The following is a 25976-nucleotide window of genomic DNA, read 5'->3' on the forward strand; positions in this document are numbered from 1 at the left end:
CCATGAAACGCTTCACCGCCCTGGCCGCCTCCGTCGTCCTCGCCGCCACCGGCTGCTCGGTCGATTCGGCCGGCAAGGACGACAACACCGTCAACGTGGTTGTCGGCTACCAGTCCAAGACCATCAACACCGTCACCGCCGGAACGCTGCTGCGCGCCCACGGCTACCTGGAGCATCGGCTCGATGACATCGGCGCCAAGACCGGCAAGAAGTACCACGTCGAATGGCAGGACTACGACACCGGTGCGCCGATCACCGCGCAGATGGTCGCCGAGAAGATCGACATCGGCTCGATGGGTGACTACCCGATGCTGATCAACGGATCGAAGACCCAGAGCAACGAACGCGCCAAGACCGAGCTGGTGGCGGCCACCGGGTCCAGCCCGACCGGGGCGCTCAACATGGTTGTGGTGTCCCCGGATTCACCGGTTCAGTCACTGAACGAGCTGGCGGGCCAGAAGGTCTCCGCCAGCGTCGGCTCGGCCGGTCACGGCACTCTGGTCCGGGCGCTGTCGAAGATCGGCATCGACCCGAAGACCGGCGTCGAGGTACTCAACCAGCAGCCGCAGATCGGCGCGTCGGCGCTGGAATCCGGTCAGGTCAAGGCGCTTTCGCAGTTCGTCGCCTGGCCGGGGTTGCTGGTCTTCCAGAACAAGGCCCGGCTGCTGTACGACGGCGCCGAGCTGAACTACCCGACCTGGCACGGCGTCGTCGTGCGACGGGCCTACGCCGCAGCACATCCCGAGGTGCTCGATGCGTTCCTGCAGGCACAGCTCGATGCCACCGATTTCCTCAACACCAAGCCGCTGGAGGCGGCAAAGATCGTCGCGCAGGGCAGCGGCCTGCCGCAGGAAGTTGTGTACCTGTACAACGGCCCGGGCGGCACGCGGTTCGACACCACGCTCAAGCCGTCGCTCGTGGACGCGCTGAAAGGTGATGTGCCGTACCTGAAGTCGATCGGTGACTTCGCCGACCTCGACGTCACCAAGTTCGTCGAGGACGGACCGCTGCGCAAGGCGCTGTCGGAGCGCGGGCGCGACTACAACGCCGAGGTCGCCCGCACCGCGAATCCGTCGGTCGTGCACGGTACCGACCCGGTGTGCAACATCCCGGTCGACAACCCCGCGCTGGCCGGTGAGCTGTGGCTCGACGGTTCGGACAGCACACAGCCGGCGGCCAACCCGACGTGCCTGCTGAAGGCGATCCGGGCCGCGGAGGCCAAGGGCACCAAGGTCCGCGCCGCGTACGTGCCGGACGCCGAGCTCGGAACCCGTTGGCTGGCGGACAAATCCGTGTGGGTGCAGCAGGGCGCGGACTTCGTGCCGTTCGACACCGACGCCGGTGCCCGCCGCTACCAGGCGGCCCATCCCGGTTCGTCGGTGGTGACCTACCAGCAGGCTCTGGTGGGTGTGGCATGACGGCGATAGCCGCGGTGTCGGCGGCACCGGTGCTGCCGGTCGAGGCTGACGCGCCGCGGCAGCGCGGATCCGCAAAGTGGCGCAGTTACCTCGTCAAGGCGCTGTCGGTCGTTGCGGCCGTGGGCATCTGGCAGCTGCTGACGGCCAATCACGTCCGGTTCTGGCTGCGTTTCGACAACCTGCCGACGGTGACGCAGATCGCCGCGAAGTTCGTCGACCGCCTCGGTGCCACGCAGTACTGGCTGGACCTGACGCAGTCGGTGATCCGGATCGTCAGCGGCTTCGGGCTGGCGGCGGTGATCGGTGCCGCCGTCGGTATCGCGCTGGGCCGGTCGCGGCTGTTCGCCGACATCGTGGGGCCGCTGACCGAGTTGGCGCGCCCGATCCCGGCCATCGCGCTGGTGCCGGTCGCCATCCTGCTGTTCCCGACCGACGAGGCCGGCATTGTGTTCATCACGTTCCTGGCGGCGTTCTTCCCGATCATGGTCAGCACCCGGCACGCCGTGCGGGCGCTGCCGACGCTGTGGGAGGACTCGGTGCGGACGCTCGGCGGCAGGCGCTGGGATGTGTTGCGGCAGGTCGTGTTTCCGGGTGTCCTGCCCGGGCTGTTCGGCGGCCTGTCGGTCGGTATGGGTGTGGCCTGGATCTGTGTGGTGTCCGCGGAGATGATCTCCGGCCGGCTCGGCGTCGGGTACCGCACCTGGCAGGCGTACACGGTGCTGGACTACCCGAGCGTCTTCGTCGGAATCATCACGATCGGCGCGCTGGGCTTCGGCACGGCGGCCGCGGTGGAACTGATCGGCCGGCGACTGACCCGCTGGCTGCCGCGCGGTGAGGAGAATGCGCGATGACTGCGGTACTCACTGCGGGTCTCCGGCTGGAGTTGGATCGGATTCGGCTGTCCTACACCGGCGAGCCTGTGGTGGACGGGTTGAGCCTGACGGTCCAGCCGGGGGAGATCCTGGTGCTGACCGGCCCGTCGGGCTGCGGCAAGTCGACGGTGCTGCGGGCGCTGGCCGGGCTGCTGAAGCCCGACGCCGGGCGGGTGCTGGCGGACGGTGAGCTGGTGACCACCACGTCGCGGGACCGCGGCATGGTGTTCCAGGACAGCGCGTTGTTGCCGTGGCGCACAGTGCGATCCAACATCGAGCTGGCGCTGCAGCTGCGCGGCGTGCCGCGCGCTGGGCGCCGCGAACGGGCCGAACGCTGGATCGACGAGGTCGGGCTCACCGGGTTCGCCGATTTCCTGCCGAAGAGCCTGTCCGGCGGTATGCGCCAGCGGGTCCAGTTGGCGCGTGGTCTGGCCGGTGCACCGCGGGCCGTTCTGATGGACGAGCCCTTCGGTGCCCTGGACGCCAAGACCCGACATGCCATGCAGGCGTTGCTGATCGACACCTGGCAGGCCCATCCGACCACCATCGTGTTCGTCACGCATGACGTCGACGAAGCCCTCGTCCTGGGTGACCGGGTGGCGGTCCTCGGCCGCGCCGGCCAGCCGCTACGTGCGCTGCTGGACGTCCCCAGCCCCCGCGACGCCGAAATCTCCCGCACCGAACTGCGGGCCGAAATCCTTGGAGCACTAGACCAATGAGCACGCTGGAGATTCCAGACCTCGCCGATGCCGTCCGCCTCGACTGTGACGTCCTGGTGATCGGCGGCGGCACCGCCGGCACCATGGCGGCCCTGACCGCCGCCGAGAACGGCGCCCAGGTCCTGCTGCTCGAGAAGGCGCACGTGCGCCATTCCGGTGCTCTGGCCATGGGTATGGACGGCGTCAACAACGCCGTCGTCCCGGGCAAGGCCACCCCGGAGGACTACGTCGCCGAGATCACCCGGGCCAACGACGGAATCGTCAACCAGCGCACCATCTATCAGACCGCGACGCGCGGTTTCGCCATGGTGCAGCGTCTTGAGCGCTACGGCGTGAAGTTCGAGAAGGACGAGCACGGCGAGTACGCGGTGCGTCGAGTGCACCGCTCCGGCTCGTACGTGCTGCCGATGCCCGAGGGCAAGGACGTCAAGAAGGCGCTGTACCGCGTGATGCGGCAGAAGTCGATCCGGGAGAAGCTGCGCATCGAGAACCGGCTGATGCCGGTGCGTGTCCTGACCGCGAACGGGCGGGCGGTGGGCGCGGCCGCGTTCAACACGCGCACAGGCGAATTCGTCACGGTGGCAGCCAAGGCCGTCATCCTGGCGACGGGGGCCAGCGGCCGGCTGGGCCTGCCGGCCTCCGGGTACCTCTACGGCACCTACGAGAACCCGACCAACGCCGGCGACGGCTACTCCATGGCGTACCACGCGGGGGCCGAACTCTCGGGCATCGAGTGCTTCCAGGTGAACCCGTTGATCAAGGATTACAACGGTCCCGCGTGCGCCTACGTCGCCAATCCCTTTGGCGGATACCAGGTGAACGCGCTGGGGGAGCGGTTCGTCGATTCGGACTACTGGTCGGGCCAGATGATGGCCGAGGTCAAGAGCGAGATCGAATCGGCCCGCGGCCCCATCTACCTCAAGGTCACCCACCTGCCGGACGAGACCATCACCGCGATGGAGAACATCCTGCACACCACCGAGCGACCGACGCGCGGCACCTTCCACGCGAACCGCGGCCACGATTACCGCACTCACGACATCGAGATGCACATCTCCGAGATCGGTTTGTGCAGTGGGCATTCGGCGTCCGGCGTCTGGGTCGACGAGCATGCCCGCACCACCGTGCCCGGGCTGTACGCAGCCGGCGACATGGCGTGCGTCCCGCACAACTACATGATCGGCGCGTTCGTCTACGGGGACCTCGCCGGCGAGCACGCCGCGTCCACGCTCGCCGATGTCGAAGCGCCCGTGGATCTTCCGCAGGACCAGCTGGCCGAGGCGCACGAGCTGATCTACCGCCCCCTGCGGCATCCGGACGGGCCGCCGCAGCCGCAGGTCGAATACAAGCTGCGCCGCTTCGTCAACGACTATGTGGCCCCGCCCAAGACGGCCACCAAGCTGTCGATCGCGGTCCGCACGTTCGAGCGGATGGCCGAGGAGATCGAGCAGATGGGTGCCCGCACCCCGCATGAACTGATGCGGACGGTCGAGGTGTCGTTCATCCGGGACTGCGCCGAGATGGCGGCCCGGTCGTCGCTCACCCGGACCGAATCACGGTGGGGTCTGTACCACGATCGTGCCGACATCCCCGAGCGCGACGACGAGCAGTGGCGCTATCACCTGAACCTGCGCAAGGGCGACGACGGTGAGATGGAGTTCCTGAAACGGCCGGTGGCACCGTATTTCGTGCCGGTGCCCGACCTGGACCACCTGCCGTCGGACCATGCAGTGCAGCATGTGCACCAGCCGGATCTGGTCGGCGGCAAGGCACCGGCGACCGCAGGCTCGCGGCTGCGCCCGGCCGAACCGGCGACGCCGCCGTCCCCGCGCATCGCTGCCGTGGTGGCGCTGGAAGAGCCGGTGCTCTCCGACCTCACCGAATACCTGCAGGACGCCGACGCGGGTGTCCGGCGAGCTGCCGTCGCCGTGCTGGTGGAGAACCTGCCGGACGGCTACCAGCCGGACCTGGTCGCAGCGCTCGGTGACGCCGACGGCGCGGTGCGCGCGGAGAGTGCCCATGCCCTGCGCGAACTCGTCGAGGTGCTGCCCGACCCCGCGGCGGTCGCGCCGTACCTGACCTCTGCCGACCCCGTCGTGCGGGCCGTGACGCTGTACGTCCTGAGCTCGCGCCGGGTCGGTGCGGCACCGGATTACCGTGCCGCCGTGACGGATTCCGATCACCGCGTGCGGATCGAGGCCGTGCGTGCGCTGGTCTCCGTCGACGACGTCGACGGGGTGGCCGCGGCCGCCGCCGACGACAACCGCGAGGTACGGATCGCCGCCGGGAACGGCCTGGCCACGCTCCGGTCGGGTGCCGACACCGTGCGGCAGCTGGTGGCCGACCGTGACCCGCTGGTGCGGGCGGCAGCGCTCGCCGCGCTGGCCGCCGTCGGCTGCGCCGAGCAGGACGTGCCGGAAGTGCAACGCGCCCTTCGGGAGCCAGCGTGGCAGATTCGTCAGGGTGCGGTGCGGGCGCTGTCGGGCGCGGCGCCGGAGGTTGCCGTCGAACCCTTGTCGCAGGCGCTGCACGACCCGCACCTGGACGTGCGCAAGGCCGCGGTGCTGAGCCTGACGCGGTGGGCCGACTCCGAGGAGGCCGCGCGGACCGCGCTCGGTATCGCGCTGGAAGACGGTGACGCCGACGTGCGGGCCTACGCCCGCCACGCGCTCGGTGACGCCGCGCGGCACGTGCTGGCGGGTCCCTGAATCCGGGGGAACGGCCGCTCGGCTTCCATAAGGAAGGCCAGTTCGAGCAGCGTGCGTTCGTCGCCGTAGGCGCCGGACAGTTGCACGCCGACCGGTAGGCCGTCGGGAGACTGGTGCAAAGGCAACGAGATCGCCGGCGTACCCGCGATGTTGTTGAGCGGCGTGTAGGCGACATACCGGCGCAGACGGTCGATCAACTCGGGGAAGTCGACGGTCGGTGCGATGTAGCCGAGCCGCGGCGTGGTGTGCGAAAGCACCGGCGACAGCACGACTTCGTGCCGAGCGAACATCTGCGCGTACTGGTCGGCGACGCGCCGTAGGCGCAGCAGCGCGCCGGGGGTGCGGTGCAGGTTGCGCCGGTGGTACGCGCGCAGCCCCAGGCTCAGGCCGTCGGCCTTGGCCGCATCGAACGACCGGTCGAGGATCAAGCGGCCGGTGCCGACCGCGAGATCGGCCAGCAGCGCCCAGTACTGGACGAAGTCGTCGGCGAACTGAGCGGTGACCGGCAGCGTGATCGGCTCGACGATATGACCGGCGGCCTCCAGCACCGCCGCGGTGTCTTCGACGGCCGCGCGGGTGGCGTCGTCGACCGGCTCGCCGGTGACGCTGTCGAACAGCACACCGACGCGCAGGGTCCGTTGCGCCGGCCCGCTCACCCGGCCGATGGGTGCGAGTTTCGGATTACGCCAATGGTTCTCGCACGCGGCGACGAACGCGGCGGTGTCGCGGACGCTGCGGGTCAGGACGCCTTCGGAGATCATGTTGATTGGCAGATGACGGGCCTGCTCGCCGTCGCGGTGCCGGCCCCGGCTCGGCTTGAGCCCGACCAGGCCCGCGCAGGCGGCGGGAATGCGGATGGAGCCGCCGCCGTCGTTGGCGTGGGCGATGGGCACGACGCCTGCGGCGACCAGGGCGGCCGATCCGCCCGACGAGGCGCCGACGGAGTGTTCGGTGTTCCAGGGGTTCCGCACCGGCGGCTCCGTCATGTACTCCGTGGTGGCGTTGAAACCGAATTCGGGCATCCGGGTCTTGCCCAGCAGCGTCAGCCCGGTACTGAGCAACTGCGTCGCATACGCGCCGTCTCGCTTCGCGGGCCGGGCCGTGAACGCCTCCGAACCGTGCGTGGTCGGCAGCCCGGCGACGTCGGTGTTGTCCTTGATGAAGGTTGGCACACCGAAGAACTCGGCACGCGGGTCGGTGCCGTGCCGCGGCGGCAGCTCGCATGCCACCGCCCGCAGCTCGGGGTCGGCCAGCTGCGCCCGGGCGTGCGCGGCGGCAGTCAGTTCGTCCGGGCTGACCTGCCGGTCCCGCACCAACCGGGCCAGGCCGACGGCGTCGTGGTCACCGAGCGCGTCATCGCCGAAGGCGTGGATCGTCGTCATGCGTGCCCTCATTCTCCGAGTACTCGGTGCAGGTAGTCATTTGTGAATGTTCTTCTGGGGTCGAGCTTTTCGCGCACCGCGAGGAAGTCGTCGAACCGCGGGTAGGTGTCGCGCAGGTCCGCCGCGGTGCGGCCATGCATCTTGCCCCAGTGCGGACGCCCGTCGTAGCGGCGCATGATCTGCTCGACCGCGCGGAAGTACTCGGTCGGGTCGTCGCGCACATAGCGGTGCACCGCGATGTACGCGCTGCGGCGGCCGTACGCGGTGGACAGCCAGTTCTCGTCGTCGTCGGCGGCGCGGACCTCGATGGGAAAGCCGATGTGCCAACCCCGTTCGGCGATCAGGCTGCGCACCTCGTCGAATGCGGCGCCCACCGACTCGTAAGGGACGGCGTACTCCATCTCGCGGAACCGCACCCTTCGTGGCGAGGTGAAGACCCGGTCGGAGCGCTGGGTGTGCTCACGGTCGGACAGGAACCGGGTGACGGTGCGGTTCAGTGTGGGCACGGTGGACGGCAGCGCGCTGCCGACGGCGCAGATCGCTCCCAGCACGCCGTTCTCGATCAGTTCCTCCTCGACCCATTGCGACACCCGGTTGGTGGACTCCAGCGGGGTGTAGGCGGGCAGCCGGATATTGGCCTTGGTGAACGCGGTATCGGTGTGCGGGAACCAGTAGAACTCGAAATGGTCTGTGTGCGTGCAACGTTCGTCGAATGTAGCGACCACATCGTCGACCGGTTCGACGCGTTCGATGGCGTGGATCGCGAAGCTCGGGACGCACTGCAGCGTCACCTCGACGATGATGCCCAGTGCGCCCAGGCCGACGCGCGCCGCCGGCAGCAACTCGCTGCTCTGCTCCTCGTCGATGCGGACCAGTTCGCCGGTGCCCGACACCAGGGTCAGCCCGACGACCTGGGTCGCCAGGCCGCCGAAGGCCAGACCGGTGCCATGGGTGCCGGTCGAGATGGCGCCCGAGATGGTCTGGCGGTCGATGTCACCCATGTTCTCGAGCGCGAGTCCGTGCCGCGCCAGTAGCTGCGTCAGTTGCCACAGCGGAGTGCCGCCGCCGACGGTGACCTGCCTGCGCTCCCGGTCGACGCTGATGACGCCGGTCAGCGCGCCCAGATCCAGCTGGATGTCGGGAGCGACGGCGATGCCGGTGAAGCTGTGCCCGGACCCGACGACCTTGATCAGCCGGCCGGTCGCCGTCGCGCGGGTGACGGCGTCACACACTGCCTCGACCGTGTTGGGCCGCAGGACTTCCGTCGGGTTGGCGGTCTCGCAGCGTCCCCAGTTGGTCCAGGTCACAGGAACGTCTTCCCTTCGCCTCGGTAGGTGAGTGCCGTGCCGACGGTCGTGCCGGCATCGACAATGGCGAACGCGTCGACGTGCTCGCTGAGCTCGCCGGCCTTGCAGTGCCGGAACCACACGCGGTCACCGACTTTCATTGCGGCAGCAGCCTTTCCGGTCACGGGCGTCTGCACTTCGCCGGCCATCTCGGCGGACAGCAGACTCAGCCCCGGCGGCCAGACCGGTAGCGGCACCCGGTCCCGGGCCGGTGGTCCGGAGGCGATCCAGCCGCCGCCCAGCACTGTCGCGATCTGCGGCGTGGGTTTGCGCACCACGGACAGCGCGAATGCCGCGGCCGGAGCCGGCGTGAAGCCCTGGTAGGTGTCGAACAGGTGCGGGCCGAAAAGGCCACTGCCCGCCGCGATCTCGGTGACCGCCGGATCCGAGGCGGTGGATTCCATGGACCCGGTTCCGCCGCCGTTGACGAACTCGAGGTCGGCCACCTGCCGGACTGCGGCCACCGCGAGGCCGCGGCGTTCGAGCAGTTCATCCTTGGAGCGCCGCTGCATCCAGCGGATCAGTTGGGACCGTGCGGCCTGGCCGCGGACATCGTCACCGACCCCGGCGATCTGGGCCTCGTAGGACATCAGGCCCACCAGCGTGAAGCCGGGGCGGCCGGCGATCGCAGCGGCAAGGGCGCGGGCCTGCGCCGCGGTGTGCACGGGGGAGCGGCGCACCCCGACGTGGCCGAGCACCGGCGCCTGCCACGAGGCGTCCAGGTCCAGGCAGACGCGCAGTGCCGGACGCGTCGACGGCGCGGCGACGCTGTCCACCAGGTCGAGCTGGGCGAGGGAGTCGACCATGAGCGTCACCCGCGCCGCCAGCTCCGGTGCCGACGCCAGCCGGGCGATCGCGGCGCGGTCGGCCGTCGGGTAGCCGACGACGACGTCGTCGTGCGGTGGGTGCTCGCCGTCGCCTGCGGCCAGCCACAGGGCTTCGGGCAATGTGAACGCCAGCACCCCCGCGTAGCCGTCGAGCGCCGTGACGGCGTCCAGGATCGTGCGTGACCGGACCGATTTGGACGCCACCCGGATCGGCGTTCCTGCCGCGCGGCGGCGCAGGTCGTGCGCGTTGTGGTGCAGCGCTGCGAGATCGATCGCCGCGAGCGGCGTCTCCAGATGCGCGGTGGCGGCGGTCAATGCCGGCCAGTAGATCTCCGGACGTGCCCACGACCCCTCGACGGAAGGCGGCTTCGACAGATCGACCGGCATTGACCACACCATGGATCGGGAGCTAATCGCATGTCGATGGGTGCGCACGAGGGCATCGGTGACCACAATGGGGGGAAATCCGGACATGTGTGGGAGGTGGGGTGGACAGGCACAGCGCGGCGTTGATCCCGACGTCGGTGCTCGTCAACGTCGTCGACGTCGCCGATCGCGCGGGTCTGCCCACGGAGCGGTGGCTGGCCGCGGCCGGCCTGACGGCCGCGACGCTCAATTCGCCCGAAACGCGGGTGTCGTTCCGGCAGGCGGCGCTCGTGCTGCGGCATGCGGTACGCGCCATGCCGGACCGGGGCCTCGGCATCGACGTCGGGGCCCGCGACATGTTCGTGTCCTTCGGCGTGCTCGGATTGGCCATCCGATCGGCCGAAAACCTCGGCGCGGCAATGCAAGTGGGCCTGGAACTGCACCAGAGCGCGGGTAGCTTGATGGACGTCGGCGCCGAGCTGATCGGCGACACCTTCGCGCTGCGCGCCTACGAGCGTTCCCCGGAACCCGAGCTGCTGCCGTTCCTGTGTGAAGAGCTGTTCTGCAGCGTGCTCGTCACCGTCCGGACCGTGCTCGAGCTGCCGCAGCAGACGCCGGAGTACGTCCAGGTCAGTTACCCGCCGCCGGTGTACGCGCAGCGGTACCGCGAGTTCTTCGGCTGCCCGGTCTTGTTCAATGCGGACGCCAACCGGCTGGCGTTCCCGGACCCGCTGTGGTCGCAGCGGCTACCGCGCGCCGATCCGACGACGCACGCGGTCGCCGTCGCCGCCTGCCGCGACATGGTGACCCAGGGCGACCAGCCGACCGACCTGGTGCAGACCGTCGAGACGATGCTGCGCGAGAGCGTGCGCGATCCACTGACCATGGCCCAGGTCGCCAAGCGGCTCAACATCACAGAACGCACCCTGCGGCGGCGCCTCAGCGCCGATGGGCAGCAGTTCATCGCGTTGCGCGACAAGGTGCGCAGTGAACGCGCGCGATACCTGGTCCGTGAGACCACGATGCCCATCCACGCCATCGCCGCCGAGGTCGGGTTCACCGACCCGCGGGAGTTCCGTCGCGCCTACATCAAATGGACCGGGCACGCCCCGACTCACGACCGATAGTCCGGCAGGTCGATCGACTCGGCGGTCGAGAACCATTTGCGCGCGGCCCATGGCCGCAGCGGCCACCGCCGCACCCACTTCATGACCGCCGCCCCGATGGCGATGTCACGTTCGGACTGCGGCGCGTAGCCGTCGAGGCCGGCGGGCAGGTCCTGACACCGGTCGACGTAGGGCCGCATGACCGTCTCGTAGCGGCGCAGAGCGGCCGGGACCCGGGCGGCGTCGAATGCCGCGGCCGGGCCGAGTTCACCGGCCAGCACGTACGCCCCGACCAGCGCCAGGCTGGTGCCCATGCCGGACAGCGGCGACGCGCAGTACCCGGCATCCCCACACAGGGTGACGCGGCCGGCCGACCAGGTGTCCATGTGAACCTGCACAAAATCGTCGAAATAGAAATCGTCGGATTGTGCTGCGGCACTCAGCAATTCATCGCAGTACCAGCCGGCGTCGCGGAACCGCTCGGCCAGCAGCGTCAGCTGCGCATCCATGTCGCGGCGGTCGTAGTCGATCGGCCCGGAACGGAAGGCCAGCCCGGCCTTGGCGGTCGACTCATCGTGCGACGGCCGCAGCGAGGCGTTGAGCCCGCCGGCGGCCTGGAACATCAGGAACCAGCCGTCCAGGCCGATCATGTCCGGTGCGGTGAACCAGGCGTTGTATCCGCCGAGTCGGCGGATGAACCGCTCCTCCGGGCCGAAAGCCAACTGCCGGACCGCGGAATGCGGACCGTCGGCACCGACGACCAGGTCGGCCTCGACCACGGAGCCGTCGGTCAGCGTGGCCCGCACCCCCGACTCGTCTTCCTCGAGCACGGAAACCCGCGTGCCGAAGCGGTATTCGGCCACGTCGCGGGTCGCCTGGTAGAGCACATCGGTCAGGTCACCGCGCAGAATCTCGAGCGCGGAGACAATCCCGTTGCCGCCGAACGCCTCGACCGGCATCTCGGCACGCCGAGTACCGTCGGCGCGCACCCAGGCGATGCCGCGCTGAAACAGGCACCGCTCGGTCATCGCAGGCAGCAGACCCATTCGCGTGACCACCTCGCGGCCCGCGCCACGGAGGTCGACCGTCTGCCCGCCCGGGCGGATGCTCGGCGCCGCCTCGACGATCACCACCCGGTAGCCGTTACGTGCCAGCCAATGCGTCAAGGCGGGGCCGGCGACCCCGGCGCCGCTGATCAACACGGTCGGTTGCACCATGGCGAAAGCCTATGCGCACTGACAGCATTCGCCCCTAGGCTGGCCCCATGGCGGACATCGACCGGCGCACAGTTCTCAAAGGCACGGCGGCGGTAGCGGGGGCGGCTGCGGCGGGGGTCGGTGGCTACCAGCTACTGTCGCGGGGCGGCCGCGAGCACTCGGCAAGCAGACCCAACATCCTGGTGATCATCGTCGACCAGATGCGGGCGCCCCAATGGTTTCCCGATGCCAGACAACTCGGCGAACTGCTACCCAACCTGGACCGGCTGCGACAGCGCAGCGTGTCCTTCGAGTCCCACTACTCGGCATCCAACATGTGCACGCCGTCGCGCGGCGTCCTGACCACCGGGCTCTACTCGCATCAAACGGGTTGCCTGTACACCGGGGAAGGCCCCACCGAATCCACCCTGGCGCCACGCTTCCCGACGTGGGGCACCATGCTCCGCGACCAGGGCTACCGGACCTGGTGGTGGGGGAAGTGGCACCTGGGCCACATCTCCGACACCACCCCCGACGGCCTTGACGCCCACGGTTTCTCCGGCGGCACGTACCCGTCGCCCAACGGTGGCCCGAACCAGGGGCTCAAGGTCGACCACACCATCGCCGACCAGTTCGACGGCTGGTTCGCCGACCACGCGGGCAGTGGCCCGTGGTGCACCACGGTGTCGCTGGTGAACCCGCACGACATCTGTTGGTGGCCGAGAAACCCACTGCCGGACGATGTTCCGCGGGTGTTCTCCGGGACACCCGTCAACTTCGAGAACGCCGACGACCTGCGGCGGCGGGGCAAGCCGCAGCTGCAGATCGACTACATGAACTTCATGTCGCCGCTGATGACCGGCCCGGTGCCGTATTCGGGTCCCGACATGGCAGCGCAGTGGGCCCGGTGCCTCGACAACTACCTGTGGCTGCATCAGCAGGTGGACGTCCAGATCGGCCGCGTCCTGAACACCCTCGCGTCCCGCCCCGACATCGAGCGCGACACCGTCGTGGTGTTCACGTCCGACCACGGCGAGTACGCCGGCTCGCACGGCCTGCGCGGCAAGGGCGCGGCCATCTATGAGGAGTCGATCCGGGTGCCGCTGTACATCCACGACCCGGCCGGTCACCTGACCCCCAAACCCGGTGAGCGCCGGCGGCAGCTCACCTCGAGCGTCGACATCGCACCGCTGCTGCTCACCATCGCGGCCGGCGGCAACGGCTGGCGCTCCGACAGCCGCTACGCCTACCTGCAGGCGCGCGGCGACATCGCCGCCATCGCGGCCGATTCCGGTGCAGCGGGCCGCCGGTGGGTGGCCCACGCGACCGACGACATGTCGGTCGAAGAGATGGCGACGCTGATGAAATCGCCTGCGGTGCAGAAGATGTTCGGCGGCGGCGCGGTGCCCACCGAGATACCGACATCGGCGCCCAGCCACATCGTCGCCGTGCGGACGCCCGACGCGAAGCTCGGCCGCTACTCATACTGGCAGCCCGGCGGCATGGAAGCCGACCACAGCCGCAAGATCGACTACGAGCTATACGACTACGAATCGCCCTCGGGCGCACAGGAACTCGACAACCAGGCGGGCCGCAGCAGCAAGCAGGCCACGCTGCAGGGGTTGCTCGAAAACGAGGTGGTGCCCGAGCTGCGGGCCCCGCTGCCGGCCTGGATGCACGACGCTCAGGAGCAGGGCATGGCCGACATGCAGCGGCTCACCGCCGCGCGGGCCGGCTAGTTACAGCCCCAGCGCCTGGTACGTCCGCTTCACGAATTTCGGTCGCGCCGAACGGAGTTTGGCCTGCGAGGCATTGCCGGCGACAGCTGCCGCGGCATCCACGCTGAGCTCCGGCTGATTCTGGATCAGGTAGATCAGGATCAGGTTCGGGTTCGGGTCGGCCTGCCACCACGTGCCGAAGGCGCCCGGCCAACTGAACGTTCCGGGGCCGCCGGGACCGAAGAACGGCGCCGCCTTGGCCTCGTCGGTGACCAGCGACAGGTTCAGCCCGAAGCCGCGGCCGATCCAGAACGGTGCACCCAGGAAGTTCTGCGACTTCTGCTCGGCGGTCAACCGGTCGGTCCGCATGGACCGCACGGATTCCTCCGACAGGAGCCGAACGCCGTCGACCTCGCCGCCGGCCAGCAGCATCCGCGCGAACGTCAGATAGTCGTCGACGGTCGACCAGAGTCCGCCGCCGCCGGCGCAGAACGTCGGCGGCATCACCTGCGGTGGCCCCATCTTCCCGGGCTGCAGGCGCAGGGCGTCCCCGTCGGCGGCCAGCTGGTACATGGTCGCCGCGCGCCGCCGGCCCGAATGCGTCACCGCAAAACCGGTGTCGACCATGTTCAGCGGTTTGAAGATGCGCTCCGCCAACACATCTGGCAGCGGTTTGCCCTCGACGCGCGACAGCAGGAAGCCCAGCACATCGGTCGACTGGCTGTAGGTCAGCGCGTCGCCGGGCTGGTGCGCCAGCGGCAGCTGTCCCAGCTCTGCCAGCCAGCGGTCGGGATCCTGCAGCGACTGCAGCTTGTTGTAGGCGCGGCCCAATGGCGGCGGCACCGTGAATCCGTAGGCCAGACCGCCGCGGTGGGTCATCAGATCCTCGACGGTGATGGGCCGCCGGGCGGGCACGGACCGGTCCAAGGGTCCGTCGAGGCTCGTCATCACGCGCGGGTTGGCGAGTTCGGGAATCCAGTTCGCGATGGGGTCGGTCAGAGCGAGCCGGCCCTCGTCGACCAGCGTCATGGCCGCCGCGACCGTGATCGGCTTGGACATCGACGCGATACGGAAGACGGTGTCGCGCTCCATCGGCAGCTTGGCTTCCACGTCGCGGTGGCCGAGCGTGTTGACCTGCCGCACCGCGCCGTCCTGCCACACCAGCGTGACCGCGCCGGCCAGCAGGCCGGTGTCGATCGCCGCGCTGACCGATTCGGTGTTCGCGTCGAGATTCACCCCGTCACGTTAACCGGTGGGGGTGGGATGGTCGCGGTACGGTCCGAACCATCGGGAAGGTAGGCGATACTGCCTGACGTGGCTGCTGACGTGTCGACCCCGAGCACACCGATGAACAAGGTGGCGTTCGCCAGTTTCATCGGCACCGCGATCGAGTTCTACGACTTCTACATCTACGGGACGGCCGCGGCGCTGATCTTCCCGCAGGTGTTCTTCCCGAACCTGCCGCCCGCCATGGCGACCATCTCGTCGCTGGCCACGTTCGCGGTCGCGTTCCTGGCCCGCCCGATCGGCGCGGCGGTCTTCGGCCATTTCGGAGATCGGCTGGGCCGCAAGAAGACTCTGGTCGCGACGCTGCTCATCATGGGGTTGTCGACCGTCGGTGTCGGCCTGGTGCCCAGCACGGCGTCGATCGGCCTGGCCGCGCCGATCATCCTGCTGACGCTGCGGGTGTTCCAGGGCTTCGCAGTCGGCGGGGAGTGGGCCGGCTCGGCACTGCTCAGTGCCGAGTACGCCCCGGCCGGAAAACGCGGTATGTACGGCATGTTCACGCAGTTGGGCGCCGGCGCGGGTCTGGCCGTCAGCAACCTGGTGGTGCTGATCGCCAACGTGACGATCGGGGAGAAGAGCCCGGTGTTCCTGGACTGGGGCTGGCGGCTGCCGTTCCTGTTCAGCGCCGTGCTGCTGGCCGTGGCGCTGTACGTGCGGCTGACCATCGACGAGACGCCGGTGTTCGTCGCCGAGCAGAAGCGCGGCACCGTGCCCCGCGCCCCGTTCGGAGAGCTGCTGCGCCGGCAGAGCAAGCAGGTGCTGCTCGGTGCCGGCTGCATGGTCGGCATCTTCACCATGAGCTTCCTCGGCGGCACCTACCTGATGAGTTACGCCAGCACCCGCATCCACCATCCGCGGACGCTGATCCTGTCGGTCGGGGTCCTGGCCGGGGTGTCGCTCATGGTGTTCTCGGCGATCTCGGCGGTGCTGTGTGACCGGTACGGGCGGCGCCGCGTCATCCTGGTCGGTTTCGGGCTGGCGCTGCCGTGGGCGTTCCTCGTCATGCCGCTCATCGACTCCGGGTCGCCGGTGGCCTTCGCGGTGGCGATCGCCGGCATCTTCTGCATCTTCGGGCTCGCCTACGGGCCCATCGGGGCGTTCCTGCCTGAGACGTTCGCCACCCGATACCGCTACACCGGCGCGGGCATGGCCTTCAATCTCGCCGGGATCGTCGGCGGCGCGCTGCCGCCGCTGGTCGCCGGGCCGCTCGTCGCCGCCCTCGGGAGCTGGGCCGTTGGGCTGCTGATCGCCGTCTTCGTGCTGGTCAGCATCGTCTGCACGCTGGTGTTGCCGGAAACTCGGGGCACCGAGCTCGACGATGCGCAGGATGACATGCGTGACGGTGACGCCGTGGCGGCCTGCTAAGCTACGCGGCTAGTTAGACGTCCTTTAACGATCCGTCCAGAGAGGCGGAGAAGGAGGTCCGGTGTCTCGTGGGTGACTCCACCGACCGGGAATTGCTGTCCGCTGCCGACGTCGGCCGGACCATCTCGCGCATCGCGCACCAGATCATCGAAAAGACCGCGCTCGACGCGCCCGACGCCCCGCGCGTGGTGTTGCTCGGCATTCCGACGCGCGGCGTCACCCTCGCCGCCCGCATCGCCGAGAAGGTCAAGGAATTCTCCGGTGTCGAGCTGCCGGCCGGTGCGCTCGACATCACGCTCTACCGCGACGACCTGAACTTCAAACCGCCGCGGGCACTGGCTTCGACCTCGATTCCGGAGGGCGGCATCGACGACGCGACGGTGATCCTCGTCGACGACGTGCTGTACTCCGGCCGCTCGGTGCGCTCGGCTCTGGACGCGCTGCGTGACATCGGCCGCCCCCGCATGGTGCAGCTGGCCGTCCTCGTCGACCGCGGCCACCGCGAGCTGCCCATCCGCGCCGACTACGTCGGCAAGAACGTCCCGACGTCGCGCAGTGAGAACGTCAAGGTGCGGCTCGCCGAAACAGACGGGACCGAGTCCGTGTCGATTGCCCCCTACGGAGGACCCACCAGGTGAAGCATCTGCTGTCCGCCTCGGACCTGAGCCGCGATGCGGCGACGGCCATCCTCGATGACGCCGACAAGTTCCGCGAGGCGCTGCTGGGCCGCGACGTCAAGAAGCTCCCGACGTTGCGCGGCCGCACCGTCATCACGATGTTCTACGAGAACTCCACCCGTACCCGGGTGTCGTTCGAGGTGGCCGGCAAGTGGATGAGCGCCGACGTCATCAACGTCAGCGCCTCCGGCTCGTCGGTCGCCAAGGGGGAGTCGCTGCGGGACACCGCGCTGACCCTGCGCGCCGCGGGCGCCGATGCGCTCATCATCCGGCACCCGGCTTCCGGTGCGGCACAACAACTTGCGGCGTGGACCCGCGACGAACACGGCGGGCCCTCGGTGATCAACGCGGGTGACGGCACCCACGAGCATCCGACGCAGGCGCTGCTCGACGCGTTGACCATCCGCCAGCGCCTGGGCGGTCTCGAGGGCCGGCGCGTGGTGATCGTCGGCGACATCCTGCACAGCCGGGTGGCGCGCTCCAACGTCTCGCTGCTGTCGACGCTGGGCGCCGAGGTCGTGCTGGTGGCGCCGCCGACGCTGCTGCCGGTCGGGGTCGGGGACTGGCCGGTGACGGTCTCGCACGACCTGGACGCCGAACTGCCGGCCGCCGACGCGGTCCTGATGCTGCGGGTGCAGGCCGAGCGGATGAACGGCGCGTTCTTCCCGTCGGCGCGCGAGTACTCGGTGCGCTACGGGCTGTCGGAGAAGCGCCTGGCCGGGTTGAGCGAGGACACGGTGGTGCTGCACCCCGGTCCGATGCTGCGCGGCATGGAGATCGCCTCGTCGGTCGCCGATTCTTCGCAATCAGCTGTACTGCAACAGGTTTCGAATGGGGTGCATGTTCGCATGGCAGTACTGTTCCAGCTTCTCGTGGGTGCTGGGCCTGAAGGGGTGGGGGTGATCTCATGACGGTTTTGATTCGCGGGGTCCGGCTGTACGGCGAGGGTGATCCGGTCGACGTGTTGATCGCGGACGGCCAGATCGTCGAGATCGGTACCGGCCTGACCGCTGACGAGGTCATCGACGCCGCCGGCCAGATCATGCTGCCCGGCTTCGTCGACCTGCACACCCACCTGCGCGAGCCCGGCCGCGAGTACGCCGAGGACATCGAAACCGGCTCGGCGGCAGCCGCACTCGGCGGTTACACCGCGGTGTTCGCCATGGCCAACACCGATCCGGTCGCCGACACCGTCGTGGTCACCGACCACGTCTGGCACCGGGGACAGCAGGTCGGCCTGGTCGACGTACACCCGGTCGGCGCCGTCACCGTCGGGCTCGAGGGTAAGCAGCTCACCGAGATGGGCCTCATGGCCGCCGGTGCCGGGCAGGTCCGGATGTTCTCCGACGACGGCATCTGCGTCGATGACCCGCTGGTGATGCGCCGGGCATTGGAATACGCTGCGGGACTTGGGGTTCTGATCGCGCAGCACGCCGAGGAGCCGCGCCTGACCGTGGGCGCCGTCGCCCACGAGGGCCCGAACGCCGCCCGGCTGGGACTGGCCGGCTGGCCGCGCTCGGCCGAGGAGTCTATCGTGGCCCGCGACGCGATCCTGGCCCGCGATGCCGGGGCCCGGGTGCACATCTGCCACGCCTCCACCGCGGGCACCGTCGAGCTGATCAAATGGGCCAAGGCGCAGGGTATTTCGATCACCGCCGAGGTCACCCCGCACCACCTGCTGCTCGACGACAGCCGGCTCGCGGACTACGACGGCCGCAACCGCGTCAACCCGCCGCTGCGCGAGGCCAGTGACGCCGAGGCGCTGCGCCAGGCGCTGGCCGATGGCGTGATCGACTGCGTCGCAACCGATCACGCGCCGCACGCCGAGCACGAGAAGATGTGCGAGTTCGCCCACGCCCGTCCCGGCATGCTCGGCCTGCAGACCGCGCTGTCGGTGGTGGTCGAGACCATGGTGGCGCCCGGACTGCTCAGCTGGCGCGACGTCGCCCGTGTGATGAGCGAGGCGCCGGCCGCCATCGTCGGTCTGCCCGACCAGGGCCGCCCGCTGGCGGTCGGCGAACCCGCCAACCTGACCGTGGTGGACCCCGACGCGACCTGGACGGTGCAGGGCACCGGCCTGGCCAGCCGCTCGGACAACACGCCGTACGAGTCGATGACGCTGCCCGCCACCGTCACGCTGACGATGCTGCGCGGCAAGGTGACCGCGCGGGATGGGCAGTCGCCTGCATGAACACAGGGACTCTGATCACCTACCTGGTGCTGGCCGCCGTCGTGGTGGTGCTGCTGGGCTTCGCGATCCGGCAGATGCTCAAGGGCTGGGTGCACCGGGTGCAGCGGCAGGCCGGCGCCGTCGGCCTGCTGCCCGCGCTGCCCGACACCGTGGGACCGGCGATCGTGCCGGCCACCAAGGGCATGTACATCGGCAGCACGTTCGCGCCGAGCTGGCAGGACCGAATTGCGGTGGGCTCACTCGGGTTTCGCAGCAAGGCCGTGCTGACGCGCTACCCCGAGGGCATCATGCTGCAACTCACGGGCGGCAGCCCGATCTGGATTCCCGACGAATCCATCACCGCGATCCGCACCGAGCGGGCCATCGCCGGCAAGGTGCTCACGTACGACGGGATTCTCGCCATCCGGTGGCGGCTGCCGTCGGGTACCGAAATCGATACCGGATTCCGCAGCGACGACCGTCGCGAACTGGCCAAATGGGTTGAGGAGGACAGTAAGTGACGAGTGACCAGACCGCCGTACTGGTGCTGGAGGACGGCCGGGTGTTCACCGGGACACCGTTCGGCGCCGTGGGCCAGACACTGGGTGAGGCGGTGTTCTCCACCGGCATGTCCGGCTACCAGGAGACGCTGACCGACCCGAGCTACCACCGGCAGATCGTGGTGGCCACCGCGCCGCAGATCGGCAACACCGGCTGGAACGGCGAGGACAACGAGAGCCGCGACGACAAGATCTGGGTCGCCGGCTACGTCGTCCGCGACCCGTCGCCGCGGGCGTCCAACTGGCGCGCCACCGGCACCCTGGACGACGAACTGGTGCGCCAGGGCATCGTCGGTGTGGCGGGCGTCGACACCCGCGCCATCGTGCGGCACCTGCGCAACTTCGGGTCGATGAAGGCCGGTGTCTTCTCCGGCCCGGCCCTGGCCGACATCGACACCCTGGTGGACCGCGTCCGCAACCAGCCGTCGATGCTGGGTGCCGACCTGGCCGGCGAGGTCAGTACTGGCGACCGCTACGTCGTCGAACCCGTTGGTGCGGAGCGCTTCTCGATCGCGGCCATCGACCTCGGGATCAAGACCAACACCCCGCGCAATTTCGCGGCCCGCGGCATCCGCAGCCATGTGCTGCCGTCATCGGTGACGTTCGACGAGGTCGCCGCCCTCAAGGTCGACGGCGTGTTCCTGTCCAACGGCCCGGGTGACCCGGCCACCGCCGACCACATGGTCGAGTTCACCCAGCAGGTGCTCTCGGCCGGAATCCCGTTGTTCGGCATCTGCTTCGGCAACCAGATTCTGGGCCGTGCGCTCGGTCGCTCGACCTACAAGATGACCTTCGGCCACCGCGGTATCAACATCCCGGTGGTGGAGCAGGCCACCGGACGCATCGCGATCACCGCGCAGAACCACGGCTTCGCACTGGAAGGCGAGGCCGGGGAAGAGTTCGACACCCCGTTCGGCCGCGCCGTGGTCAGCCACACCTGCGCCAACGACGGTGTGGTGGAAGGTGTTTCGCTGCTCGACGGGCGCGCCTTCTCGGTGCAGTACCACCCGGAGGCAGCGGCCGGTCCGCACGACGCCGAGTACCTGTTCGACAAGTTCGCCGATCTCATGGCAGGGGAGAAGTAATGCCACGCCGCTCAGACCTCAACCACGTCCTGGTGATCGGGTCCGGCCCGATCGTCATCGGCCAGGCCTGCGAGTTCGACTACTCGGGCACCCAGGCCTGTCGCGTGCTGCGCGCCGAGGGGCTGCAGGTCAGCCTGATCAACTCCAACCCGGCGACGATCATGACCGACCCGGAGTACGCCGACAACACCTACGTCGAGCCCATCACCCCGGCATTCGTCGAGAAGATTTTTGCGCAGCAGGCCGAGCGTGGAAACAAGATCGACGCGGTGCTGGCCACCCTCGGCGGGCAGACCGCGCTCAACACCGCGGTCGCGCTGCACGAGAACGGCGTCCTCGAGAAGTACGGCGTCGAGATGATCGGCGCGGACTTCGACGCCATCCAGCGCGGCGAGGACCGGCAGAAGTTCAAGGACATCGTCGCCAAGGTCGGTGGCGAATCCGCCCGCAGCCGCGTCTGTTTCACCATGGACGAGGTCCGCGAGACCGTCGCCGACCTCGGCCTGCCGGTAGTGGTCCGGCCGTCCTTCACCATGGGCGGTCTGGGTTCGGGCATGGCCTACACCAACGAGGACGTCGAGCGGATGGCCGGCGACGGCCTGGCCGCATCGCCTTCCGCCAACGTGCTGATCGAGGAATCGATCTACGGCTGGAAGGAATACGAGCTCGAGCTGATGCGCGATCACCACGACAACGTCGTGATCGTGTGCTCGATCGAGAACTTCGATCCGATGGGCGTGCACACCGGCGACTCGGTGACCGTCGCGCCGGCCATGACCCTGACCGACCGCGAGTACCAGATCATGCGCGACCTCGGCATCGCCATCCTGCGCGAGGTCGGCGTCGACACCGGTGGCTGCAACATCCAGTTCGCCATCAACCCGGCCGACGGCCGCCTCATCGTCATCGAGATGAACCCGCGTGTATCGCGGTCGAGCGCATTGGCCTCCAAGGCAACGGGTTTCCCGATCGCCAAGATCGCCGCGAAGCTGGCCATCGGCTACACGCTGGACGAGATCGTCAACGACATCACCAAGGAAACCCCGGCCTGTTTCGAGCCGACCCTGGACTACGTCGTCGTCAAGGCACCGCGGTTCGCGTTCGAGAAGTTCCCCGGCGCCGACCAGACGCTGACCACCACCATGAAGTCGGTGGGTGAGGCGATGTCGTTGGGCCGCAACTTCATCGAGGCGCTCGGCAAGGTGATGCGGTCGCTGGAGACCAAGCGCGCCGGGTTCTGGACCGGAACCGATCCCGACAAGACGCTCGACGAACTGCTCACCGGACTGCGGACCGCGACCGACGGCCGGCTGTACGACATCGAACAGGCGCTGCGCCTTGGTGGTTCGGTCGAGGTCGTCGCCGAGGCCTCGGGTGTGGACCCGTGGTTCGTCGACCAGATCGCCACGCTGGTGGCGCTGCGCGGCGAACTCGTCGACGCGCCCGTGCTCAACGAGCGCCTCCTTCGCCGCGCCAAGCACAGCGGCCTGTCCGACCGCCAGATCGCCGCGCTGCGGCCGGAATTGGCGGGCGAGGCCGGTGTGCGCGCGCTGCGTGAGCGGCTCGGCATCCGGCCGGTGTACAAGACCGTCGACACCTGCGCGGCCGAGTTCGACGCCAAGACGCCGTACCACTACAGCAGCTACGAGCTGGACCCGGCGGCCGAGACCGAGGTGGCGCCGCAGACCGAGAAGCCCAAGGTGCTGATCCTGGGCTCGGGCCCCAACCGCATCGGGCAGGGCATCGAGTTCGACTACAGCTGCGTGCACGCGGCAACCACGTTGAGCCAGGCCGGTTTCGAGACCGTCATGGTGAACTGCAACCCGGAGACGGTCTCGACCGACTACGACACCGCGGACCGGCTGTACTTCGAGCCGCTCACCTTCGAGGACGTGCTGGAGGTGTACCACGCCGAGCAGGCCTCCGGCGCCGGCGGCCCGGGTGTGGTCGGCGTGATCGTGCAGCTCGGTGGCCAGACCCCGCTGGGCCTGGCCGACCGGCTGGAGAAGGCCGGGGTGCCCGTCGTCGGCACCAGCCCCAAGGCCATCGACCTGGCCGAGGACCGCGGCGAGTTCGGTGAAGTGCTGCGCGCGGCCGGGTTGCCGGCTCCGCGCTTCGGCACCGCAACGAGTTTCGAGCAGGCCCGCCGGATCGCCTCCGACATCGGCTACCCGGTGCTGGTGCGCCCGTCGTACGTGCTGGGCGGCCGCGGCATGGAGATCGTCTACGACGAGCAGACCCTGCAGGGCTACATCGAGCGCGCCACTGAGCTCTCGCCCGAACACCCCGTGCTGGTCGACCGGTTCCTGGAAGACGCCATCGAGATCGACGTCGACGCGTTGTGCGACGGCACCGAGGTCTACATCGGCGGCGTGATGGAGCACATCGAGGAAGCCGGCATCCACTCCGGCGACTCGGCCTGTGCGCTGCCGCCGGTCACGTTGGGCCGCACCGACATCGCGGCCGTGCGCAAGGCCACCGAGGCCATCGCCCACGGCATCGGCGTGGTCGGTCTGCTCAACGTGCAGTACGCGCTCAAGGACGACGTGCTCTACGTCCTCGAGGCCAACCCGCGCGCCAGCCGCACGGTGCCCTTCGTGTCGAAGGCCACCGCGGTGCCGCTGGCCAAGGCCTGCGCCCGGGTCATGCTGGGCGCCACCATCGCCGAGCTGCGGGCCGAGGGCATCCTGGCCGCCGAGGGCGACGGCGCCAGCGTCGCGCCCAATGCGCCGATCGCGGTCAAGGAAGCCGTCCTGCCGTTCCACCGGTTCCGCAAAGCCGATGGCTCGCAGGTGGATTCGCTGCTCGGGCCGGAGATGAAGTCGACCGGCGAGGTCATGGGTATCGACAGCGATTTCGGTACCGCGTTCGCCAAGAGCCAGACCGCGGCCTACGGCTCGCTGCCTTCGGGCGGCACGGTGTTCGTGTCGGTGGCCAACCGCGACAAGCGCTCGCTGGTGTTCCCGGTCAAGCGTCTGGCCGACCTCGGCTTCCGGGTGCTGGCCACCGAGGGCACCGCGGAGATGCTGCGCCGCAATGGCATTCCGTGCGAGGTCGTGCGCAAGAACTTCGAAGAGCCCAGCCCGGACCGTCCGGCGATGTCGGCGGTCGACGCCATCAAGGCCGGCGAGGTCGACATGGTGATCAACACGCCGTACGGCAACTCGGGTCCGCGCATCGACGGCTACGAGATTCGCTCGGCCGCGGTGTCGGCCAGCATCCCGTGTGTGACGACGGTGCAGGGCGCGTCGGCCGCGGTGCAGGGCATTGAGGCCGGTATCCGCGGCGACATCGGCGTGCGGTCGCTGCAGGAGCTGCACAGCCAGTTGGGCGCGAAGTGAGCTTCGGCTCGCGGTTGCGGGCCGCCATGGCACAGCGGGGTCCGCTGTGCCTGGGCATCGACCCGCACCCCGAGCTCCTGAGCGCCTGGGGTCTGCCGGTGTCGGCCGACGGTGTCGCGGCGTTCAGCGACATCTGCGTCGAGGCGTTCGCGGGCTTCGCGATCGTCAAGCCGCAGGTCGCGTTCTTCGAGGCCTACGGTTCGGCGGGCTTCGTCGTGCTGGAACGCACCATCGCCCGGCTGCAGGAGGCCGGCGTCCTGGTGCTGGCCGACGCCAAGCGCGGTGACATCGGCTCGACCATGGCCGCCTACGCGCAGGCGTGGGCGGGCGATTCGCCGCTGGCCGCCGACGCGGTGACGGCGTCGCCGTACCTCGGCTTCGGCTCGCTGCAGCCGCTGCTCGATGTCGCGGCCGTCCACGGCCGCGGGGTTTTCGTGCTGGCCGCCACGTCGAACCCGGAGGGTGCGTCGGTGCAGCGCGCGGTGGCGGGCGAGCGCACCGTGGCGCAGACGATCGTCGACGATGTCGCCGCGGTGAATGCCGCGGGCGACGGCTCGGTCGGTGTCGTCGTCGGCGCCACGCTGTCCGAGGTTCCGGATCTGTCGCAGCTCGGCGGACCGGTGCTGATGCCCGGCGTCGGCGCGCAGGGCGGTCGCCCCGACGCGCTTGCCGGTCTCGGCGGCGCTCAGCCGGGCACCCTGCTGCCGGCGGTGTCGCGTGAGGTGCTGCGGGCCGGGCCGGACGTCGCGGCCGTGCGGGCCGCGGGGGAGAAGCTCCGCGACGCTGTGGCCTATCTGGCCTGACGCCGGCGCCACCAGAGCACCGCGACCAGCGCCGCGGCGCCGAGTGCGGCGGCGATCAGCGCCATGCCCGTGACGCCGCCGTGGTTGCGGGTCCGGTAGATGACCTGTGTGTAGTCGGCATCGGTCGTCGCACGCGTGAACGTGTAGTCGCCGTCGATGCGCTTCGGCTCATCGAGGTAGTCGGTCCACCTGGTCAGATAGCGGCCCCGATACTCGGCGAGCGCCGGTGTGTCGACGCGTCCGGCGTACTGCAGCGTCGGCGCGTTGCCGGGCACCGGCACCGCGCGGGGATCCATCCGGTGGTCGGCCAGCACGTACAGATCGACCCGCTGCGGCGCCGTCGCCGACCGGGACAGCCGCATCGGGTAGACGGCGGTGTCCGAGGCGAACGACAGCCGCAGGGGCTGCAAGTTCCCCGACAATGTCGCGCCGGCGGCATCGGGGGCGAGCTGGATCGCGACGATCTCCCAGCGGTCCGCGACGTACGGGGCCAGGTTGGCATCGAGGCCGTCGGGGTGAGGGAAGCCCTTGGCTGTCAGCCACCCGGCCAGGGCCGCGGGGTCGTCGCCGGCCAGGCGTGTGACGTCGAACGGTCCGATCCGCTGATTGCCCAGCACGCTGACGCCACCGGGTCGCGCACCCGCACTCTCGAGCGCGCCTCGTGAACCCTCGGTGAGCCAGTCGAAGGTGGGCCACCAGCTGTCGCGGTATTCGACCCGGGGCGCGGTGATACGCGCCAGCTCGGTGAACACTCCCGCGTCGCCCAACGTCACGTGCGCGGCCGACGGCACGGGCATCACCCACGCGGCCCGTTCCGAGGCGCCGCGCACGCCGAACGACATCAGGATGTCCTCGGTGCTGCCATCCCAGGCGATCAGGGCCCGCTCGTCGACGACGGCGGCGCCGGCGCGGTCCGGAATGTAGGCACCGCAACCGCAGGCCCATGCCGGCGCCGCGATGTTCGCCGTCAGGGTGGCGAACATCAGGATCAGGACGCACAGGAACCGGTACGCGACAGCCATCGGCATGA

General features: G+C 69.4%; 20 protein-coding genes. 14 read left to right on the forward strand and 6 right to left on the reverse strand.

Annotation, left to right across the window (positions count from 1 at the left end; all coding sequences use genetic code 11):
• Positions 1-2 precede the first annotated feature (2 nt).
• Genes VXD91_RS13505 through VXD91_RS13520 form a run of 4 tightly spaced genes read left to right on the forward strand, consistent with a single transcriptional unit; the run spans position 3 to position 5717 of the window.
• Entirely contained in the window at positions 3-1418 is a 1416-nt protein-coding gene (locus VXD91_RS13505; RefSeq protein ID WP_346415635.1) for an ABC transporter substrate-binding protein, read from the forward strand.
• Positions 1415-2269, forward strand: a complete 855-nt coding sequence (locus VXD91_RS13510; RefSeq protein ID WP_346415636.1) for an ABC transporter permease — start codon at positions 1415-1417, stop codon at positions 2267-2269. The genes VXD91_RS13505 and VXD91_RS13510 overlap by 4 nt, the downstream gene beginning before the upstream one ends.
• On the forward strand, positions 2266-3009 hold the full coding sequence (locus VXD91_RS13515) for an ABC transporter ATP-binding protein (RefSeq protein WP_346415637.1): 744 nt from the start codon (positions 2266-2268) through the stop codon (positions 3007-3009). Before VXD91_RS13510 ends, VXD91_RS13515 begins: the two co-directional genes overlap by 4 nt.
• Positions 3006-5717 carry a fumarate reductase/succinate dehydrogenase flavoprotein subunit gene (locus VXD91_RS13520; RefSeq protein ID WP_346415638.1) on the forward strand — a complete coding sequence of 904 codons (2712 nt, stop codon included), beginning with the start codon at positions 3006-3008 and terminating at the stop codon, positions 5715-5717. The genes VXD91_RS13515 and VXD91_RS13520 overlap by 4 nt, the downstream gene beginning before the upstream one ends.
• On the opposite strand, the gene VXD91_RS13525 is transcribed toward VXD91_RS13520, so the two are convergent.
• Genes VXD91_RS13525 through VXD91_RS13535 form a run of 3 tightly spaced genes read right to left on the reverse strand, consistent with a single transcriptional unit; the run spans position 5663 to position 9659 of the window.
• Positions 5663-7099, reverse strand: a complete 1437-nt coding sequence (locus VXD91_RS13525) for an amidase (RefSeq protein ID WP_346415639.1) — start codon at positions 7097-7099, stop codon at positions 5663-5665. The genes VXD91_RS13520 and VXD91_RS13525 overlap by 55 nt on opposite strands.
• A gap of 8 nt (positions 7100-7107) precedes the next feature.
• Positions 7108-8406 (reverse strand): D-arabinono-1,4-lactone oxidase, encoded by a 1299-nt coding sequence (locus VXD91_RS13530; protein ID WP_346415640.1) that lies wholly within the window; start codon positions 8404-8406, stop codon positions 7108-7110.
• On the reverse strand, positions 8403-9659 hold the full coding sequence (locus VXD91_RS13535) for an alanine racemase (protein ID WP_346415641.1): 1257 nt from the start codon (positions 9657-9659) through the stop codon (positions 8403-8405). The genes VXD91_RS13530 and VXD91_RS13535 overlap by 4 nt, the downstream gene beginning before the upstream one ends.
• 101 nt (positions 9660-9760) lie before the next feature.
• Between VXD91_RS13535 and VXD91_RS13540 the strand changes: the two genes are divergently transcribed.
• The gene (locus VXD91_RS13540; protein ID WP_346415642.1) at positions 9761-10765 is read left to right on the forward strand and encodes an AraC family transcriptional regulator ligand-binding domain-containing protein; all 1005 of its coding nucleotides are present in this window, start codon (positions 9761-9763) and stop codon (positions 10763-10765) included.
• Here the strand turns inward: VXD91_RS13540 and VXD91_RS13545 are convergent.
• Positions 10753-11961, reverse strand: coding sequence for an FAD-dependent monooxygenase (locus VXD91_RS13545; protein ID WP_346415643.1), 1209 nt, complete (start codon positions 11959-11961; stop codon positions 10753-10755). The two genes, VXD91_RS13540 and VXD91_RS13545, sit on opposite strands and share 13 nt — an antisense overlap.
• 47 nt (positions 11962-12008) lie before the next feature.
• On the opposite strand from VXD91_RS13545, the gene VXD91_RS13550 reads away from it, so the two are divergent.
• Positions 12009-13679, forward strand: a complete 1671-nt coding sequence (locus VXD91_RS13550; RefSeq protein WP_346415644.1) for a sulfatase-like hydrolase/transferase — start codon at positions 12009-12011, stop codon at positions 13677-13679.
• On the opposite strand, the gene VXD91_RS13555 is transcribed toward VXD91_RS13550, so the two are convergent.
• Positions 13680-14894 (reverse strand): serine hydrolase domain-containing protein, encoded by a 1215-nt coding sequence (locus tag VXD91_RS13555; protein ID WP_346415645.1) that lies wholly within the window; start codon positions 14892-14894, stop codon positions 13680-13682.
• Positions 14895-15005: 111 nt separating this feature from the next.
• On the opposite strand from VXD91_RS13555, the gene VXD91_RS13560 reads away from it, so the two are divergent.
• From VXD91_RS13560 to pyrF, 8 genes are all read left to right on the forward strand, one after another.
• A complete protein-coding gene (locus VXD91_RS13560) occupies positions 15006-16310 on the forward strand; it encodes an MFS transporter (RefSeq protein WP_346415696.1) in 1305 nt (434 codons plus the stop codon).
• A gap of 68 nt (positions 16311-16378) precedes the next feature.
• On the forward strand, positions 16379-16948 hold the full coding sequence (pyrR, locus tag VXD91_RS13565) for a bifunctional pyr operon transcriptional regulator/uracil phosphoribosyltransferase PyrR (protein WP_318984540.1): 570 nt from the start codon (positions 16379-16381) through the stop codon (positions 16946-16948).
• A complete protein-coding gene (locus VXD91_RS13570) occupies positions 16945-17898 on the forward strand; it encodes an aspartate carbamoyltransferase catalytic subunit (protein ID WP_133426673.1) in 954 nt (317 codons plus the stop codon). Before pyrR ends, VXD91_RS13570 begins: the two co-directional genes overlap by 4 nt.
• The gene (locus VXD91_RS13575) at positions 17895-19178 is read left to right on the forward strand and encodes a dihydroorotase (protein WP_346415646.1); all 1284 of its coding nucleotides are present in this window, start codon (positions 17895-17897) and stop codon (positions 19176-19178) included. Before VXD91_RS13570 ends, VXD91_RS13575 begins: the two co-directional genes overlap by 4 nt.
• The gene (locus VXD91_RS13580) at positions 19175-19678 is read left to right on the forward strand and encodes a transporter (RefSeq protein WP_212811553.1); all 504 of its coding nucleotides are present in this window, start codon (positions 19175-19177) and stop codon (positions 19676-19678) included. The genes VXD91_RS13575 and VXD91_RS13580 overlap by 4 nt, the downstream gene beginning before the upstream one ends.
• The gene (carA, locus tag VXD91_RS13585; protein ID WP_212811552.1) at positions 19675-20802 is read left to right on the forward strand and encodes a glutamine-hydrolyzing carbamoyl-phosphate synthase small subunit; all 1128 of its coding nucleotides are present in this window, start codon (positions 19675-19677) and stop codon (positions 20800-20802) included. The genes VXD91_RS13580 and carA overlap by 4 nt, the downstream gene beginning before the upstream one ends.
• The gene (carB, locus tag VXD91_RS13590; RefSeq protein ID WP_212811551.1) at positions 20802-24143 is read left to right on the forward strand and encodes a carbamoyl-phosphate synthase large subunit; all 3342 of its coding nucleotides are present in this window, start codon (positions 20802-20804) and stop codon (positions 24141-24143) included. The genes carA and carB overlap by 1 nt, the downstream gene beginning before the upstream one ends.
• The gene (gene pyrF / locus VXD91_RS13595) at positions 24140-24946 is read left to right on the forward strand and encodes an orotidine-5'-phosphate decarboxylase (protein ID WP_346415648.1); all 807 of its coding nucleotides are present in this window, start codon (positions 24140-24142) and stop codon (positions 24944-24946) included. The genes carB and pyrF overlap by 4 nt, the downstream gene beginning before the upstream one ends.
• On the opposite strand, the gene VXD91_RS13600 is transcribed toward pyrF, so the two are convergent.
• Entirely contained in the window at positions 24934-25968 is a 1035-nt protein-coding gene (locus VXD91_RS13600; RefSeq protein WP_346415649.1) for a DUF2330 domain-containing protein, read from the reverse strand. The two genes, pyrF and VXD91_RS13600, sit on opposite strands and share 13 nt — an antisense overlap.
• Between the last annotated feature and the right edge of the window lie 8 nt (positions 25969-25976).

The sequence above is a fragment of the Mycobacterium sp. SM3041 genome (assembly GCF_039668335.1).
In the GTDB taxonomy this organism is placed as follows: domain Bacteria; phylum Actinomycetota; class Actinomycetes; order Mycobacteriales; family Mycobacteriaceae; genus Mycobacterium.

Excerpts from the sequence above, each read along its gene's own strand:
- VXD91_RS13550 (WP_346415644.1), top strand. The coding sequence starts at position 12,009 with ATGGCGGACATCGACCGGCGCACAGTTCTCAAAGGCACGGCGGCGGTA.
- VXD91_RS13515 (WP_346415637.1), top strand. The coding sequence starts at position 2,266 with ATGACTGCGGTACTCACTGCGGGTCTCCGGCTGGAGTTGGATCGGATT.
- VXD91_RS13505 (WP_346415635.1), top strand. The coding sequence starts at position 3 with ATGAAACGCTTCACCGCCCTGGCCGCCTCCGTCGTCCTCGCCGCCACC.
- VXD91_RS13600 (WP_346415649.1), bottom strand. The coding sequence starts at position 25,968 with ATGGCTGTCGCGTACCGGTTCCTGTGCGTCCTGATCCTGATGTTCGCC.
- VXD91_RS13535 (WP_346415641.1), bottom strand. The coding sequence starts at position 9,659 with ATGCCGGTCGATCTGTCGAAGCCGCCTTCCGTCGAGGGGTCGTGGGCA.
- VXD91_RS13510 (WP_346415636.1), top strand. The coding sequence starts at position 1,415 with ATGACGGCGATAGCCGCGGTGTCGGCGGCACCGGTGCTGCCGGTCGAG.
- VXD91_RS13575 (WP_346415646.1), top strand. The coding sequence starts at position 17,895 with ATGACGGTTTTGATTCGCGGGGTCCGGCTGTACGGCGAGGGTGATCCG.
- VXD91_RS13580 (WP_212811553.1), top strand. The coding sequence starts at position 19,175 with ATGAACACAGGGACTCTGATCACCTACCTGGTGCTGGCCGCCGTCGTG.
- VXD91_RS13525 (WP_346415639.1), bottom strand. The coding sequence starts at position 7,099 with ATGACGACGATCCACGCCTTCGGCGATGACGCGCTCGGTGACCACGAC.
- VXD91_RS13520 (WP_346415638.1), top strand. The coding sequence starts at position 3,006 with ATGAGCACGCTGGAGATTCCAGACCTCGCCGATGCCGTCCGCCTCGAC.
- VXD91_RS13560 (WP_346415696.1), top strand. The coding sequence starts at position 15,006 with ATGAACAAGGTGGCGTTCGCCAGTTTCATCGGCACCGCGATCGAGTTC.
- VXD91_RS13545 (WP_346415643.1), bottom strand. The coding sequence starts at position 11,961 with ATGGTGCAACCGACCGTGTTGATCAGCGGCGCCGGGGTCGCCGGCCCC.
- carB (WP_212811551.1), top strand. The coding sequence starts at position 20,802 with ATGCCACGCCGCTCAGACCTCAACCACGTCCTGGTGATCGGGTCCGGC.